General features: G+C 60.1%; 15 protein-coding genes. 8 read left to right on the top strand and 7 right to left on the bottom strand.

All coding sequences use genetic code 11. The features are described from left to right. Positions 1-9: 9 nt before the first annotated feature. From BN2476_RS04705 to BN2476_RS04715, 3 genes are all read right to left on the bottom strand, one after another. Entirely contained in the window at positions 10-855 is an 846-nt protein-coding gene (locus BN2476_RS04705) for a fumarylacetoacetate hydrolase family protein (RefSeq protein WP_087733005.1), read from the bottom strand. 169 nt (positions 856-1024) lie between these two features. Further along, positions 1025-1315, bottom strand: a complete 291-nt coding sequence (locus tag BN2476_RS04710; RefSeq protein ID WP_438942858.1) for a cupredoxin domain-containing protein — start codon at positions 1313-1315, stop codon at positions 1025-1027. Positions 1316-1411: 96 nt separating this feature from the next. Beyond that, complete coding sequence (locus BN2476_RS04715) at positions 1412-2356, bottom strand: metallophosphoesterase family protein (RefSeq protein WP_087733007.1); 945 nt, start codon at positions 2354-2356, stop codon at positions 1412-1414. 627 nt (positions 2357-2983) lie between these two features. Here BN2476_RS04715 and BN2476_RS04725 point away from each other — a divergent pair. From BN2476_RS04725 to BN2476_RS04735, 3 genes are all read left to right on the top strand, one after another. Next, positions 2984-3721: a hypothetical protein gene (locus BN2476_RS04725; RefSeq protein ID WP_087733009.1), complete on the top strand. Its 738-nt coding sequence runs from the start codon at positions 2984-2986 to the stop codon at positions 3719-3721. Positions 3722-3862: 141 nt separating this feature from the next. Beyond that, positions 3863-4108: a DUF4148 domain-containing protein gene (locus BN2476_RS04730; protein ID WP_087733010.1), complete on the top strand. Its 246-nt coding sequence runs from the start codon at positions 3863-3865 to the stop codon at positions 4106-4108. A 50-nt stretch (positions 4109-4158) separates the two neighbouring features. Continuing rightward, positions 4159-4479, top strand: a complete 321-nt coding sequence (locus BN2476_RS04735; protein ID WP_087733011.1) for a DUF4148 domain-containing protein — start codon at positions 4159-4161, stop codon at positions 4477-4479. 407 nt (positions 4480-4886) lie between these two features. Here the strand turns inward: BN2476_RS04735 and BN2476_RS04740 are convergent, their stop codons facing one another. The 3 genes from BN2476_RS04740 to BN2476_RS04745 form a co-directional block, all read right to left on the bottom strand. After that, on the bottom strand, positions 4887-5612 hold the full coding sequence (locus BN2476_RS04740; RefSeq protein ID WP_087733012.1) for a glycine zipper 2TM domain-containing protein: 726 nt from the start codon (positions 5610-5612) through the stop codon (positions 4887-4889). Between the two features lie 439 nt (positions 5613-6051). Beyond that, positions 6052-6213 carry a hypothetical protein gene (locus BN2476_RS46365; protein WP_160111670.1) on the bottom strand — a complete coding sequence of 54 codons (162 nt, stop codon included), beginning with the start codon at positions 6211-6213 and terminating at the stop codon, positions 6052-6054. A 109-nt stretch (positions 6214-6322) separates the two neighbouring features. After that, entirely contained in the window at positions 6323-6799 is a 477-nt protein-coding gene (locus BN2476_RS04745; protein WP_438942856.1) for a GreA/GreB family elongation factor, read from the bottom strand. A 2306-nt stretch (positions 6800-9105) separates the two neighbouring features. Between BN2476_RS04745 and BN2476_RS04755 the strand changes: the two genes are divergently transcribed. The 5 genes from BN2476_RS04755 to BN2476_RS04775 all read left to right on the top strand — a co-directional run bounded on the left by BN2476_RS04755 (position 9106) and on the right by BN2476_RS04775 (position 13787). Next, positions 9106-10368 carry an ABC transporter substrate-binding protein gene (locus BN2476_RS04755; protein WP_087733181.1) on the top strand — a complete coding sequence of 421 codons (1263 nt, stop codon included), beginning with the start codon at positions 9106-9108 and terminating at the stop codon, positions 10366-10368. A 134-nt stretch (positions 10369-10502) separates the two neighbouring features. Further along, entirely contained in the window at positions 10503-11372 is an 870-nt protein-coding gene (locus tag BN2476_RS04760; RefSeq protein ID WP_087733013.1) for a branched-chain amino acid ABC transporter permease, read from the top strand. After that, the gene (locus BN2476_RS04765; protein WP_087733014.1) at positions 11369-12334 is read left to right on the top strand and encodes a branched-chain amino acid ABC transporter permease; all 966 of its coding nucleotides are present in this window, start codon (positions 11369-11371) and stop codon (positions 12332-12334) included. Before BN2476_RS04760 ends, BN2476_RS04765 begins: the two co-directional genes overlap by 4 nt. Then, positions 12331-13080 (top strand): ABC transporter ATP-binding protein, encoded by a 750-nt coding sequence (locus tag BN2476_RS04770; RefSeq protein WP_087733015.1) that lies wholly within the window; start codon positions 12331-12333, stop codon positions 13078-13080. The genes BN2476_RS04765 and BN2476_RS04770 overlap by 4 nt, the downstream gene beginning before the upstream one ends. Further along, positions 13077-13787, top strand: coding sequence for an ABC transporter ATP-binding protein (locus tag BN2476_RS04775; protein WP_087733016.1), 711 nt, complete (start codon positions 13077-13079; stop codon positions 13785-13787). Before BN2476_RS04770 ends, BN2476_RS04775 begins: the two co-directional genes overlap by 4 nt. A gap of 134 nt (positions 13788-13921) precedes the next feature. Here the strand turns inward: BN2476_RS04775 and BN2476_RS46370 are convergent, their stop codons facing one another. Beyond that, a complete protein-coding gene (locus tag BN2476_RS46370) occupies positions 13922-14089 on the bottom strand; it encodes a hypothetical protein (protein WP_160111671.1) in 168 nt (55 codons plus the stop codon). Positions 14090-14358 lie beyond the last annotated feature (269 nt).

The raw sequence follows: 14358 nt of genomic DNA on the forward strand, positions 1-14358 counted from the left end.
GCGTGCTCCTTATGCCGCGACGGTGCGTTGCTGCTGCTCGCCGAGCCCTTCGATGCCGAGCCGCATCGTCTGCCCCGCGCGCAGATAGACGGGCTCGGGCTTCTGGCCCATGCCGACACCCGGCGGCGTGCCCGTCGCGATCACGTCGCCCGGTTGCAGGCTCATGAAGCGGCTCAGGTACGAAACGATGTGCGCAACGTTGAAGATCATCGTGCTCGTGCTGCCGTTCTGATAGCGCTTGCCGTCCACTTCGAGCCAGAGACTCAGGCGCTGCGGGTCGGGCACTTCGTCGGCGGTGACGAGCCACGGGCCAATCGGGCCGAACGTATCGCAGCCCTTGCCCTTGTCCCAGGTGCCACCGCGTTCGATCTGATATTCGCGCTCGGATACGTCGTTGACAACGCAATATCCGGCGACATGACTGAGCGCGTCGGCCTCTTCGATGTATGCGCCGCCCTTGCCGATCACGACGCCCAGTTCCACTTCCCAGTCGGTCTTCTGCGAGCCGCGCGGAATGCGCACGTCGTCGTTCGGGCCCACGACGGCCGAGGTCCACTTGTTGAAGACGACGGGCTCGCCGGGAACAGGCAGATTCGATTCGGCGGCATGGTCCGCGTAGTTCAGCCCGATGCAGACGAACTTGCCGATGCGGCCCACGCACGCGCCGATCCGTTCATCGGCGGGAACGACGGGCAGCGACTCGATGTCGATCTGGCGTAGCCGCTCCAGCGATTCGGGTAGCAACGTCGAGCCCGCGATATCGTCGATCACGCCGGACAGGTCGCGTATCGCGTGATTGCGGTCGAGAATGCCCGGCCTCTCGCGGCCAGGGGCGCCATATCGCAGCAGTTTCATTGTGTGTCCTCGTTCCCGTTGACAGAGCCATATCGCATCTGCCGCACAATGTAAGGAATCGGGCCACCGTTGAATAATGAAAGCTGCTGCCTTGCTGATAACTTCCCGTTATCTTCGTGTTGTCCCTGGTCTGACTTCTCTATTCAGTGACCTTATTGGTGACCGTCTCCTACTGCACAGTGATGGTCGCTTTCATGTTCGGGTGTATGCCACAGAACACCTTGTAGACCCCCGGCTTGTCGAACTTGAATTGATATGTATCGTTCTGATCGAGCGCGGCCGAGTGGAATATGCCGGCATCGTTGACGACCGTGTGCGGTTCGCCATCCAGATTCTTCCACATCACGGTCGAGCCGACCTTGACCGTGAGGGACATCGGCGAAAACATGAAATTCTTGATAACAACCGCATTGGCGTCCTGCGCATGCGCGACAGTCGACCCGCAAGCCAATGCTGCCATGAGCATCCCGCCCCCGATAGAGCCGACAAATGCGCGACGAAAGAAAGTGGAAAGCATGATTGGGATCCTGGATGAGTGAGCAAGTGGTGTCTGGAATCAGGCGAGCGTCGTGTCTGCAAGCGTCGCCTTGAGCGGATGGCGCGAGATCTTGATGCTGGTCACACCAAGCATTCTCGGGAGCTGATCGTTCGACACCGATAGCGGCATGGGTCCGGGGCCATTGCCGGCCGTCGGTTGCGGATAGGCGGTCGAGCGCGCTGTATGGAAGGTGATATTCCCCTCCACCCTGGAAACGATCTGATGGATATGTCCATTCAGCACTGTCACCGAACCAAACCGCTTCAGGTAGCTCATCGCCAGGCCTGCATCGCCGGTGCCCCAACCCCACGGTTCGTAAATCGTCCACATCGGCATGTGTGCAAACACAACGATCGGCGTGCTGGACGAACGCCCCTTCAGATCGTTCTCCAGCCAGGAAAGCTGGTCATCGCCCAGGCTCCCCAGACCATTTGGCTTGAAATGCATCACGTTGACGAGCCCGATGAAGTGCACACCACTGTGGTCGAAGCTGTAATAGCCCTTGTTGCCTGAGGCCTGGCCGAAGCGGTTGAAGTATTCAGTTCCAGGCCCGTCTGTCACATCATGTTCTCCGGGCACGGTGTGCAACTCGGTGATGTTCAACCCCGCCAGCAATTGGGCTGCAAGGTCGAACTCTGCGGCCCTCGAGAGATGGGTGATATCGCCCGTGTGAATCGTCAGGGCCGGCTTGACCGGCATGGCGTCAACGAAGTCAATCGTCTGCCTCAGCGTTCCCGCGACATCCGGATTGGCTTCCTTGTTGAAGCCGATATGCGTGTCGCTGATCTGCAGGAACAGGGGAACGCCCGAGGCCGCGGACTCGTCCTTCGTACCGGCGGCAAGGGCCAATTGCACTGGCGTGAGGACGCCACCGGCCAGGACAAACAAGGTACCCGCGCCACCGTAGGCCAGGCATTTCAACGCGCTGCGGCGCGACGGATTGGAGGGAAGATCTGACGACATGGTGTCCTCTCGACTGGGGTTCAGGAGGTAGACCGCCGGATCATCCGGTGGACCTCCGTGGCTGGTTTCGAGCGCTAAACTGCCGCGTCGGCCGTTTTATTCCCCGATCGGAAATCTCGCCGCTGGCGCACAACAGGTCACTCACCCTTACCGCGCTGCTGCAACGTGCTTGCGCGTGTCGAGCGCGGGCGCCCTCACATTGTTTTACCCCCCGGGGGTCTCGTCGAATCAGGGAATAACCGTCGCGTGCTCACGGTATTGCAGGCTGGACACACGAACTGGGTGACCACGATGGACATCATCGACATGGCCCGTGCATCGGGATTGACAGTCGTCCTCGACGGCAGAATAGGCAGCGAGGAATACCAGAGCGTATGCGGTTCGGTATCCGCGTTACTGCGATTTGCCGAAACAGTATGTCAGTGCGCAGCAAATCAGAGTGACTTGACCTCGCGCCGTTCAACAGTGGCTAACCCGTCTGGCAGGATGCGCCGGTGTGCTATCGAAGGTGCCGGGACATCCCACGCAACAACTGCATCTGCTCAATGCATGTCGCGCGACACTCAACTGAGTGTGAAATAAGAAACGCCCACGGTGCGCACACCACACAGTGAATCGAGAGTCCAGATGCAATCCGTTCTGCGTGGTTCTCAACTCGGGTCGGGCATGGTGCTGCTGACCTATCTTTTTCTCCACCTGACCAATCACGCGCTCGGCATCTGGTCACTGGACCTTGCCGGACGCGGTCTCGTGGTGGCGCTCCGACTCTGGCGTAGCGCCCCTGGAACGATCGCGCTGTACGGCGCAGCTTTGCTGCATTTTGCGTTGGCGGTGCGCACGATATACGGGCGCCGCCACTGGGCACTGCCGCCCACCGAATGGCTCCGCCTCTGGGCAGGCCTCAGCCTGCCGCTGCTGCTGATCCGCCACGCGGTGACAACCCGACTCGCCTCCTCGCTCTATGGCTTCGAGCCTGATTACGAGCGAGTCGTCACCGTGCTGCTTACCAGCGGCACGCAGGGCCTGCAACTTGCACTGCTCGCGCCCGGCTGGATACACGGATGCCTCGGGCTGTGGTTCCGGTTGCGCCATCATCCGTTGGCGCGCCGCGTGAAGCCCGCGCTGCTGGCACTCGTCGTCCTGTTGCCACTGCTCTCCGCAGGAGGCTTTATCCGGATGATGCGAGCCGTCGAGGCGAAGGGCTCCATGCTTCCGCCCCCCGATCCGAAACTGGTTTCGCACCAACTCGCCCTTGATGCCTGGCGTCACCATCTCGTCACCCTCTACCTGTTCCTGATCATTAGCGCGTTCGTCGCAGGCCAGTTACGTAACGGCCTTGAACGTCGAAGATTGCAGAACAGGTGATGAATGCTGATACGACACGACCACACGCGAGGGGGCCTCCGCCGACGTCCTGCTTGACAAAGATCGGGAATATCCGGCGACGAAGTGGCGTCTACACAATGCTCATCGAGCAACACTCACACATTCGCTAAGGAGTATGAAATGAAAAAATCTATCGTGATCGCCATTTCGCTGTTGACTCTCGCATCGCCGAACGCGTTTTCTCAAGGCAAGGCCCGCGCCGAGATCTATCAGGAGCTGATCGAAGCACAGCAAAACGGTCTGAACTTTGTGACCGATACCTCGTATCCAGATGTCAATCCGATCCACGCGGGGCAAGTCGCACGTATGAAGCGTGAACATCTCGCGCGCCAGAACGCTTCTCTCCCAGACGACAAGGCGCATTGAACGCCAGCCATTCCATTTTGCAAATACCCCCGAGGTAAAAGGAGTACCACATGAGATCGCATCCGATAGCCAGGTGCGTTGTTCTGCCACTACGCAACTTCGTGATCGCAGGCACAATGCTGATGGCCGGTACAGTGAGCGTTGGTGCGCAAACCATGCCGGAGCCTGCCACCCATCAACGCACCCGTGCGGAAGTCATGCATGAGCTCGAAGAACTGGAGGCGGCGGGTTATAACCCGTCGCAGGGCGACGATGGTTCGTACCCCGCCGATATTCAGGCCGCGGAAGAGAAGGTTGCCGCGAAGCATCGAGCGGAAAGAGACGCGGTGACGAGCACGGGTGGAAACCGACAGGCGACGCCCTCGCCTTGAGGTGCAGACGGTGGTCAATACTTCGTGTACAAGGCGCCTGCATGGTATGCATCCGCTGACAGTGAACCAGACGTTCGCGGTCGCGCAGGTCCGAACGACGGCAAAGTAACCTGAAGCTACGTCACGAAAGGCGATGTCTGAACGTCGGTTTAGGCCGACGAGTGACCCGCCTTCCGGTGTCGACGAATGTCGGTTGGGTATTGATGGACGTTACCGGCGCGGATGGCTGCACGCGTCACTCCAGCCGGGCTGCCTGAAAGCAGCCATTCGCAAGGAGCGTTCAGGCATGGCCGACTGCTGGTCGTCAGACGAAGTCCCCAGCCGCGGCCACGCACATGCTGCTGGAACCGATGTAACCACGGCTCGCGCATGACGGGTCGTTCTGTACCGTGCCGGACAATACTCGGTCACGAAGAGGTCAACGTATCGCCCGACACATGAACGCGCTGTCCAATCTGCACGGGCGGCTGCGTCGAATAGCTGAAATTGCGGTAGCTTCCGTCTTCCATGCGGACCTGTACCTGGTAGCTGGTCTGCTTGCGTACCACATGCTCGATGCCGTTGCCCGCGAGACCGCCGCCGACGGCGCCCGCGACCGTGGCGAGAATGCGGCCGCGTCCACCGCCGATCTGATTGCCGATGAGTCCACCCGCAACAGCACCGCCGACTGCGCCGAGGCCGGTCGTCGGCTCGGACGTCTGAATCGGAGTGATCGCGACGACTTCACCAGCGTCCGGATCGGTGGCGATCTGTCGTGTGCCGGAGGGGTGCGAAGGCGCCTGCGAGTAGTCGCTGTTTGCGTACTGCGGGGCGGGCGCGACGTGCGGCTTGTGCGTGTGATGAACGCGCGGGGGAGCCGCGGTTCCCGTCTGTTGCGCATAAGCCTGAGCCGCCGGTTGAACCGCGGGTTGAACCGGATTGGGTTGTTGTACGGCCAGCGGCAAGCTCGCTGGCTGCGCAGTGGCTGCCGCGATCTGCGCGCTGGGCGACGACACTGCATGCGAGACGGGAAGGATACCTGTCATCGCTGCGACGCCTGTCGCACAGGCGAGGATGACGGACACGGCTGCGCCCGCGATCAACGGATGAATGCGGCTGCGTTGCGCGATGCTGTTCGTGACGTTTGTGTTCATTGCGGCCTCCACTGGTGTGTGCCTGCAATAACGTCGCGTCGACGAGGGCGGTGCACGTGCAGAGGTGCTCACTTTGTAAGCATTTGTAGCGCGTCGGCTGCCAGGTTGTTCGACGCGCCTCGCATCGGAAGAGCAAAAAGCGCCAGGGTCCTGTCCGGTCGCCGGTCGATCTCAACGCTACGAGCAACAAAAGAAACTGACCGGCGAAGTCGCGATTGCTGCGGACAGGCGCACGGCCACAATTGGTTACATGGAGCAGTCCACGAGGCCGAGTGGGCATCCGTCATTGTCCCCGGTGGGCGTCGGCTTACAGCGGAATACAGTCGAGGCTGTGGAGACAATAAGGGCGAGCGGTAGTTCTGGAAGCTCGGGTGTCGATCGACAACTGTTTGACGGAGCGCCGGCCACGATTAAGTTGCTCGTTTCCGTGTTACGCCTTTTAGTTGTTCTCCATGACGAATTTGTTCACCGGATCGATGATGAAGAAGTCGAGCTGGCTGTTGACCGAGATGCGGTACTCACGCGGCACAAGACTGTGAAAACCGATGAGACGGATGCGCGGGTGTCCAGTGCGCGAAGAACTCGGCGTTCTGCCCACCATCGACTTTGCACACCCATCACGCGGCCGTCAGAAAGTCCTTGAAAATGGCAGTCTGGATCGTATTCGCTGGAAAAGTACTGAGGTGGCACGGCAGGTTGGGGCCGTTTCCTCAGTCTTCGGATGTGTTATTTCGCCTACTACACTCCGTCATATGCCGGCTCTCCGGCTGCCACAGGATTCCAGTGATTACATAGTGAGTGGGCAGCCCGCTCGGTGGGCAGCACACTACGGTCTGCCCATGTCGCGCACCAAGTAGCGCAATGCCCGCCGGCGACAGGACGGATAGACGCCCTTGCAGGTAGTCGGCCTCGTCCGGATAGACCAGCGTCCAGCGATGCGGGTCAGCGCCATCGACAGCAGTGCATTCAACAGTCGTGTTCATTGTGACCACGTCGGGTGGAATCTCCATTGGATCGACGATCACGGCTATTGATTCCAGTGCTTCCACCAACGCGCGCTGCTGGACTGACACCATGGGCGAAAGCACGCATGCCCTGAGTCGATCCATGTCGTGTTCTGAGAGGATCGGCGGGACCTCGGGGGGTGATTTCATGGTAATCGGCGAAGCAGCTCTGGCCGTTGACATGTGTGCCTCCGACAGGAATAAAGATTACAGATATCCGCGCAGTGGCTGTCGCTCCATACGTCCAGCCACGAATCATCGAAGAAGATGAGACGCTCGATCACTCCGGTCCGGACAGCTTTTCGCACGGCTTTTCGGTTGACGAACGCACCGGGACGCTCATCCGCGAAAACGACCTGCATCAAGGGACCGAAACTCTGGCTGACTTCAACAAAACTCGCATGCCGCGACGGTTCCTGCATTGCCAGCCAGTACAATAGCGCCGCCGTTGGACGGGCCGGATCCCGAATCACGAAGCGCAGTGTCCCGCTACGTTGGCATCTTGATATCGCCTGCATATGAACATTCTCCGTTATCAAGCGCGGCATCAAGACTGTCGCCTGAGGAGGTCCGAACGATTTGCGTTGCTCAAGATCTTATTTGCCTGATGGTCGACCCAGATTCTTCCCCATCTGATCGCGTAACGAAGTGCCTGCCCTGCATCGTAGAAATGATCCAGAGCATGAAAGTGCCGCGATGGATGTCCAAGCCGTTCAATAACCAGATCGGCCGCGTACAGATCGCAATGCGTAGGCTTGGCACGAGCCCTCAGAAGGTAGCCGTTGTGCTCAGTAGAATGGTTTAGCGGGGCAATGCGATCCGTCTGCAACATGCTGGACTGCATCGCAGCAAACCGACCCGTGTCCTCGATGGGCGATTTTCCGGCAGTGTTCAGCGCCGCGAATGAATGTTTTCCTTGCGTTCTCATGGTTTTCCCGCTTGCTCGTATGGAGTTCGTTCGCTGCTTTTTCGGACACGCGGCAAGCGGCCGCGCATCCGCAGCACAACGAGGATCCAGTGGAATGCGATACACGACCATCCGCGCGCGTACAGCACGTGTCGCGACATGCGCTGCCGCGCACGGTGGTGGCGAGTCTCAGTTGCGGTAGGAGCCCGGTCTTCGCGATGCTGTTTTGTGTTATGCGAAGTGCCGGGCAAAAAGAAGTGCTGACTTGTCCGCGGGACCACCGCGGCTCCGCTTGCGTCTTGCAATCCCCGTATTCCAACGAACGTCGCTTCCAGCCGCGCTTTGAAGGCGGAAGGACGTGCGAAGCGGATCGAGGTTCAAAGACATGGCGATAGGTTCGATAGATTCAACAGAGGTTGCGCACGTGACGAGCAACTCGGATCACATGCATCTCATTAAAGCCTGGGTGTCAGCATTTTGCAAGCTTAAGCTGCCCTGACACTCCTCTCGAGAATTCGACGAATCCTCGCATTGCGTGAGCGCGGGGTTTCGTCGCACTGTAGGTAAGTGCCGCTCCAAAAGGGTTGAGTACACCTCGCTGAAAAAGTTCGCATACAGGAACATCGCCCTCATCCGACGGAAGGTTCCGCGGCCCGATATTGAGTGTCTTTGCATTGACGTAAGACGACGGTCGAGCGGGTACAAAAGAAACAGCCGCGACAACAGGGTCGTTAGCGAAAAGATGTTCAGCATTCTCCGCGCTGAAGGGGGCGAGGTTGTGCTGGATGCACAAGCGCTCAGTGTCGAAGGACGTTCCGGAACGCAAGTCCACATTGTTGTGCGCACGCCTTTGGGAGACCAGACTCAATGGCAGCGACATCTTTTTGCTGCTGCCGTACGTTGGGGTAACGCGCGCGCAGCACGTTCTGAACGTTTCCGAACTGAGAACGGAGCTCCTGCGGTCGTTTAGCCGTCGCTGACCGCGACTCCCATGTCAGCCCTGGCTGACATTCCGCACGGGGTGGTAGTGCGTCCGCTGCGCTTCGACGAACGGACGCTCCCGAGTCGTTGACCGCAAGAGTCCTGTTTCAATGTCATCGCGGATTCACTTTCGACACGAAGCGGGCGCTAGAACCTGAAACTGACGTTTGTTGTCACCGACGCGCATCTCTCGCCGCTCACGTTGGAGCTCGTGGACCGGAAAGATCTGATGCTCAGGGCAAGCATGAAGCAATTCGCGGACTGCTCGCGCGCCGGTTGAATGCCGCGCTCATGCCAGGCTTCACGTCTTAAGGAACTCGTTGTTCACGCATCCCGTTTTCCGTCAAAGGGCTCACACCAATCGTAATCTTCGAATTTCTATATATAGCATTGCTAACAGTATCGATGATCGCTCGCCGGTTTGCCGTTGCCCGGACAAAGCCTCTTGATGGGCTACGCACTGTCGCGCGTCTGTCAGCGCGAAAATGGGGTCTTGTGGATTCCCTTGAACGCGTTCAAGATCGAATTGCGTGCGTTTCGCACGCGCAGACGAACCATCCAGCGGCTCGAAAGATTCGACATGACGGTGAGGGAGAACCCTATGACAACACCAAGTCGTATCCCTGCTTTCAGTCGGCGCACCGTACTCAAGGCGACTGCTGCGGCAGCCGCACTGCAGTTGGTGCCGCCCTTCATCATCAAGGCACGCGGCGAGGCTCCGCTGCGAATCGGCATGGTCGATCCGTTGACGGGCGTTTATGCTGCAGTTGCACAGAATGAAGTGACGGGCGCGAGGCTTGCCGTTCAGCAGATCAATGCCAAGGGCGGGATTCTAGGACGGCCCGTGGAACTCATGGTTGAAGACTCGGCAAACGACGTCGGCACCGGCGTGCAGAAGGCGCGCAAGCTGATCGAACGCGATCAGGTCACCTTCCTCATCGGCGACGTGAACTCCGGTATCGCCCAGGCCATTTCCCAGGTCAGCAATGAGAAGAAGGTGCTGCATATCGTTTCAGGCGGGCACACTGATACGATCACGGGCGTCGACTGCAAGTGGAATGTCTATCGCGTCTGCAACACGACCAGCATGGAGGCGAACGCCGTCGCGAACCTGCTTTTCACCAAGTACGGCAAGAAGTGGCATTTCATCACACCGGACTACGCGTTCGGCCACACGCTGCAGAAAGCCGCGGCCGCCGATCTGCAGAAGCTCGGTGGCACGATGACAGGCAACGAACTCACCCCGCTCGGCACGACTGACTTCTCCGCCTATCTGATCAAGGCGCGCGCGGCGAATCCCGACGTCCTGCTTGTGCTGCCGCAAGGCTCCGACATGGTCAACTGCCTGAAGCAGATTGCACAGTTCGGCATCGGCAAGACTATTCACGTCGCCGGGCTACAGCAGGAGCTCGAGTCGCTCGAGGCAATGCCGCCGGAGGCGCGCGTTGGCTTCTGGATGTTCGAGTGGTACTGGAAGCAGCCGGGTGTGCCGGGAGTCGAGAAGTTTGTTGCCGACATCCGTAAGGTGAACGGCGGCAAGGTCCCCACCGCGCGTCACTGGTTCGGCTATACATCCGTGCATACCCTTGCTGCCATCGCCAACAAGGAGAAGACGCTCGACGCCAGAAAGCTCGCCGAGGCGCTAGGCGGCTTCGAATTGGCAGACGACGTCAAGCTGCAGCCGAACAAGTGCTACTACCGCAAGGGGGATCACCAGCTGATGACGTCGTCGTTCGTGGGCGAAGCGTTATCCCAGCCGGCGGGTGACCCGGAAGACCTGTTCCGCGTAGAACGCGTGGTCGCGGGTGACAAGACCGCACCTCCCGAGAGCGAAACCGGCTGCAAACTGCAGTGGCCCTCCTGATAGCGCAAACGCCCGGGCAGGTTCGCCGGGCGCCGTTCTCATCGCGTAAGTCGGACGTATGTGGACCGTATGTGGTCGAACTGCGGCACCAACCGTCGAGCGAAGCACAGGTGCCATAACAAGAATGGTGAGCGATGACTCAACTGCTGCTCTTCAACGTCACCAACGGGCTGATCATCGGCGCGTTTTACGTGCTGATGGCTCTCGGGTTGTCGCTCATTCTCAACCTGAGCAATGTCATCAACTTCGCTCACGGCGGCTTCCTTGTCGCTGGCGGATACTTTGCCTATACGATCACGCCCTACGTAGGGTTCTGGGGCGCGCTGCTGATCGCACCGCCGGGCACGGCGCTGATCGGCTACGTCCTTGAACGGGTGCTCATCCGGCGAGTCTACGGGCGCGACCCGCTCTACAGCCTGCTCCTGACGTTCGGTCTTGCGTTTATCTTCGAGGACGGCACCCGTTTCATCTGGGGCGCGCAAGGCAAACCGGTGACCATTCCGTCTGTGCTAGCCCAGCCTCTGAGCAACACGTTCTTCTTCATCACCGGCTATCGCCTCTTCATGGTCGCCACGGTGGCGGTGACAGTGGCGCTGCTTTTCATCCTGCTGCGCTATAGCCGGCTCGGCATCCGTATCCGCGCCGGCACCCTCGACCTCGAAACAGTGGCGGCACTCGGCATCAACGTGGGCAGGCTGCGTTCGTTCAATTTCGCCCTCGGCGCCTTTCTCGCGGGTCTGAGCGGGGTGCTCGCCGCCGGCCAGCTTGGTCTGGAGCCGACGATGGGAACGGGGCTCCTGATGCCGAGCTTCATAGCGATCATCGTCGGCGGAGTTGGCAGCCTCACGGGCACGCTGCTCGGCGGCTTGCTGATCGGCGTCGCCTCCGGCATCACCGCTGTGTTCCTGCCCGCAGCAAGCGAAGCGATCATCTACGTGCTGATGGCCATCGTGCTGCTGCTGCGCCCACACGGCCTGCTCGGCGAGGAGGGCATGCTGACATGAGCGAAGCGCGACAGCCGAGGCACCGCAGGCTGCTGACGCTCGCGGCGATCTGGGCCGTGTTGCTGCTGGCTCCGTACTGGATGCCGTCGCTCGGCGGCTATACCGCGCTCGGCACACGCGTGCTCGTGCTCGGTCTCGCCGCGATGTCAGTGAATTTTCTGCTCGGCTTCACCGGCGTGTTGTCCTTCGGTCATGCCGCGTATTTCGGGCTGGGTGCGTATGGCGCTGGCCTCGCGCTGAAATTCCTTGCGCCGAGCACGCCGCTCGCTCTTCTGTGCGGAACGCTGCTCGGCGGGATCGCCGGTGCGCTGCTCGGTGCGTTTTGCGTAAGGCGGCGAGGCGTGTACTTCGCGATGGTCACCATCGCCTTCGGACAGGTCTTTTACTACATCGCATTCCAATGGAGCTCGTTGACGGGCGGCGATGACGGCTTGCGCGGGTTCACGCGCATGCCGCTTCACCTCGGCTTCGCAACCATCGACATCCTGTCGAATGCCGATGCGTTCTATTACTTTGTCCTGTTTTGCCTCGCGCTGGCCGTCGGTCTGATGGGTTTCATCCTGCGCTCGCCGTTCGGGCACACGATGATCGCAATCCGCGAAAATGAACGGCGCGCGCGCTATCTGGGCATTCCCGTCGACTTTCATATCTGGATCGCTTTCACGCTCTCCTGCCTTTTCATGGGGTTTGCCGGTGCGCTCTATGCCCTTCTGAACAATTTCGCCGATCCTCGCGGACTGCATTTCAGCCAGTCCGGCGACTTCGTGATGATGGCGGTGATGGGCGGCATGCGCAGCCTGTGGGGACCGCTTCTCGGCGCGGCGGTATTCGTCGTGCTGCAGGACTATCTGTCGAGTATCACAGTCAACTGGATGTCGTTCGTCGGCATGCTGTTCATCGCGATCGTGCTGTTCTTCCCGCGGGGTCTGCTCGGCTTTATCCGGCGCAGGAGCGATTCATGAGCGTTCTCGAAGTGGCGCGCGTGAGCAAGCGCTTCGGCAGCCTCACTGCCGTACGCGATGTCTCGCTCGCCGTCGACGAAGGCGAGTTGCGCGCCATCATCGGACCAAACGGCGCCGGCAAGACCACCTTCTTCAATCTCATCAGCGGCTTTTTCCCGCCGACCACAGGAACAATCGTGTTCGACGGGCAGGACATCACTGCCTTCCCGGCGCATCGGCGCGTCGCGACGGGCATCGCCCGCACGTTCCAGATTACCGAGATCTTTCCGGCACTCACGGTGTTCGAAAACGTTCGCATCAGCGCGGAGGTTACGGCTGGATTCCGCTTGCGGCCGTGGGTCGGACGCACCGAAAAAGCACGGGTGCGCGAGCGTGTCGAAGAAACGCTGGAACTCACCGGGCTAGCCGGGAAACGCGACCGGCTGACCGGCGAGCTTTCGCACGGCGACCAGCGCGTTGCAGAAATCGCCATGGCGCTGGCCTTGCGGCCTCGTCTGCTGCTGCTCGACGAACCCACCGCCGGCATGGGCGACGAAGAGACCAATGAGATTACGCAGCTCATTCGCCGTCTGCGCAGCGGCGGCAAATTCACAATCGTGCTGATCGAGCACGACATGCGCGTGGTGTTCCATCTGGCCGACCGGATCACGGTGCTTGACCGGGGCACGCTCCTCGCCGAGGGCGCGCCAGCGGAGATCGTGGCGAACGAGGCCGTGCAGGCGGCGTACCTGGGTGATGTGACATGAACGCAGCGCTCACCGCCGAGGAACTTCACACCTACTACGGCAAGAGCCACATCCTGCACGGCGTAAGCCTTGCGGTCGAGGAAGGTCGGATCACAGCATTGCTTGGCCGCAACGGCGCGGGCAAGACCACGACGCTGCGCACCCTTATGGGTCTGACACCCGCACGCCAGGGGCGCGTGACGATCTTCGGCGCGGATACGACGCGCTGGCCGACTTTCCGGATCGCCGCGAACGGCGTGGGCTATGTTCCCGAAGGACGAAGAATCTTCGCCAATCTCAGTGTCGAAGAAAATCTGCGCGTGCCGCTTGCGCGCAGCGGGCCTTGGACGATCGCGCGAATTTACGAGCTGTTTCCACGGCTTGCCGAACGCAAGGAAAGCCGCGGACGTCAGCTTTCCGGCGGCGAACAGGAGATGCTGTCAATTGCCCGCGCGCTGCTGCTCAATCCCCAGTTGCTGATTCTCGATGAACCCTCTCAGGGCCTGGCTCCGCTGATCGTGCGCGAGGTGTTTCGCGTCGTGTCGCAGATGCGCGACGAAGGGATTTCGGTTCTGCTTGTCGAGCAGAACGCGCACATGGGGCTTGAGATCGCCGATCATGCTTACGTGCTCGACGATGGCGGCATCGTCTATGCAGGCAGTTCACGCGACCTTGCCGCCGATGAAAGCCGTGTTCGCGCGTTGACCGGTGCGAGTGCGGAGGAGTGAAAAGTGCCCATGTCGCTGGCATGCCGGATACGACAGAAGCGGCATACGTCGCGTCTCAGGGCGTCAATTCCGCATCGACCGAAGGAACACAATGAGCGATCCCGGCACGCGCCGAATCTGCGACGCGACTGGCCTCATGGACCCAACGGTTCCTTGTCCATTGAGCCAATGAAATTGCGCTGATCTGATGGTGCATGGACAAAATGAATCAGAGCGAAACTGGGCGCGAAGAACTGATGTCGATTTGACGCAGCCGGATGATGGCCGAAGATGAGCCGGGCACGGTTGATCCTGCTGTTCATTCAGTCTCTTGGTGTGTTGCATCTACCGGTTGAATCTGCACTGCAGACCGGCAACTCGCGCAAGCAACAACCATTCAGGCACGGCTTCGCCACTAACCGTGACCCGGTACCAGTCCTGTTTAGAACCAGAGATTTCCGGCTGCTTCGCTTGATGTGCCTGTGTGAACTGCATGGGCGTCAGGCGCAACATTCAACGCTAGCGCCGATTCTGACTGTCACATCGCTGGGTCACACGTCGCGCTTATCGTTGTCAAGTCGACTTTCCTCGA

Origin of the sequence: Paraburkholderia piptadeniae (assembly GCF_900007165.1) — a bacterium.
Lineage (GTDB): Bacteria > Pseudomonadota > Gammaproteobacteria > Burkholderiales > Burkholderiaceae > Paraburkholderia > Paraburkholderia piptadeniae.

Coding starts and splice junctions, on each gene's coding strand:
- BN2476_RS04760 (WP_087733013.1), top strand. CDS start 10,503: ATGACTCAACTGCTGCTCTTCAACGTCACCAACGGGCTGATCATCGGC.
- BN2476_RS04745 (WP_438942856.1), bottom strand. CDS start 6,799: ATGTCAACGGCCAGAGCTGCTTCGCCGATTACCATGAAATCACCCCCC.
- BN2476_RS04725 (WP_087733009.1), top strand. CDS start 2,984: ATGCAATCCGTTCTGCGTGGTTCTCAACTCGGGTCGGGCATGGTGCTG.
- BN2476_RS04710 (WP_438942858.1), bottom strand. CDS start 1,315: ATGGCAGCATTGGCTTGCGGGTCGACTGTCGCGCATGCGCAGGACGCC.
- BN2476_RS04765 (WP_087733014.1), top strand. CDS start 11,369: ATGAGCGAAGCGCGACAGCCGAGGCACCGCAGGCTGCTGACGCTCGCG.
- BN2476_RS04775 (WP_087733016.1), top strand. CDS start 13,077: ATGAACGCAGCGCTCACCGCCGAGGAACTTCACACCTACTACGGCAAG.
- BN2476_RS46365 (WP_160111670.1), bottom strand. CDS start 6,213: ATGGTGGGCAGAACGCCGAGTTCTTCGCGCACTGGACACCCGCGCATC.
- BN2476_RS04730 (WP_087733010.1), top strand. CDS start 3,863: ATGAAAAAATCTATCGTGATCGCCATTTCGCTGTTGACTCTCGCATCG.
- BN2476_RS46370 (WP_160111671.1), bottom strand. CDS start 14,089: ATGAACAGCAGGATCAACCGTGCCCGGCTCATCTTCGGCCATCATCCG.
- BN2476_RS04770 (WP_087733015.1), top strand. CDS start 12,331: ATGAGCGTTCTCGAAGTGGCGCGCGTGAGCAAGCGCTTCGGCAGCCTC.
- BN2476_RS04740 (WP_087733012.1), bottom strand. CDS start 5,612: ATGAACACAAACGTCACGAACAGCATCGCGCAACGCAGCCGCATTCAT.
- BN2476_RS04705 (WP_087733005.1), bottom strand. CDS start 855: ATGAAACTGCTGCGATATGGCGCCCCTGGCCGCGAGAGGCCGGGCATT.
- BN2476_RS04735 (WP_087733011.1), top strand. CDS start 4,159: ATGAGATCGCATCCGATAGCCAGGTGCGTTGTTCTGCCACTACGCAAC.
- BN2476_RS04755 (WP_087733181.1), top strand. CDS start 9,106: ATGACAACACCAAGTCGTATCCCTGCTTTCAGTCGGCGCACCGTACTC.
- BN2476_RS04715 (WP_087733007.1), bottom strand. CDS start 2,356: ATGTCGTCAGATCTTCCCTCCAATCCGTCGCGCCGCAGCGCGTTGAAA.